The organism is Collinsella sp. AM24-1, assembly GCF_003470325.1.
Taxonomy (GTDB): domain Bacteria; phylum Actinomycetota; class Coriobacteriia; order Coriobacteriales; family Coriobacteriaceae; genus Collinsella.
In genome coordinates this window covers 67,410-67,646 of sequence record NZ_QRHM01000012.1, presented here as the reverse complement: position 1 = coordinate 67,646, position 237 = coordinate 67,410, and the positions used below count along the sequence as shown (strand labels likewise).

Sequence of the window (237 nt, the reverse complement as noted above, 5' to 3'; positions counted from 1 at the left end):
GTCGCCTCGTTCAGGCCGACGGTGGACACGCAGTGGCCCTCCGCCCAGAACTTCCTGTTGCCGAACTTGTACTTGAGGCTGGCGTGCCTGTCGAATATCATCAGCGAGCTCTTCCCCTTCAGGTAGCCCATGACGCTCGCGACGCTGTACTTCGGCGGGATCGCCAGCAGCACGTGCACGTGGTCGGGCATCAGGTGCCCCTCGATTATCTCGATCCCCTTGTACTCGCACAGCTTC

The 237-nt window shown here is 61.6% G+C and carries 1 protein-coding gene; it reads right to left on the bottom strand.

What is annotated here, in order from left to right; genetic code table 11:
* Positions 1 to 237: IS200/IS605 family transposase (gene tnpA / locus DW661_RS10340; protein WP_233547465.1), on the bottom strand; the 237-nt coding region annotated here is incomplete at both ends.